Raw genomic sequence first — 266 nt, 5'->3', positions numbered from 1 at the left:
AATCCTGTGAGCTAACGGATGCGGGGCAGTCGGATCATTCGGATAAGCTGACTCCGGAACCTTAATTTTCGCATTCCAGAATTTTTCGACGGCATCAAAACGATCAATACGCTTTCCACTTTCCAAAAAGGCCACTTTCAAACCCTTTTGCGCCAATTTTGCACCAGCAATTGCACCAGCAATACCACTTCCGATAATCAAAACATCAACCGAAATATTTTCCGACATGTAACAATCCCTAGTGCCTCGATTAACGGAATTAAGCT

At 43.6% G+C, this 266-nt stretch carries 1 protein-coding gene; it reads right to left on the bottom strand.

What is annotated here, in order from left to right; genetic code table 11:
* Positions 1–228: FAD-binding protein (locus HBA93_RS21490; protein WP_221724604.1), on the bottom strand; the 228-nt coding region annotated here is incomplete at its 3' end.
* Between the last annotated feature and the right edge of the window lie 38 nt (positions 229–266).

Origin of the sequence: Ochrobactrum sp. SFR4 (assembly GCF_019730395.1) — a bacterium.
Classification (GTDB): domain Bacteria; phylum Pseudomonadota; class Alphaproteobacteria; order Rhizobiales; family Rhizobiaceae; genus Pseudochrobactrum.
The sequence above is the reverse complement of the archived record's forward strand: the minus strand, read 5'-3'. Positions and strand labels throughout refer to the sequence as shown.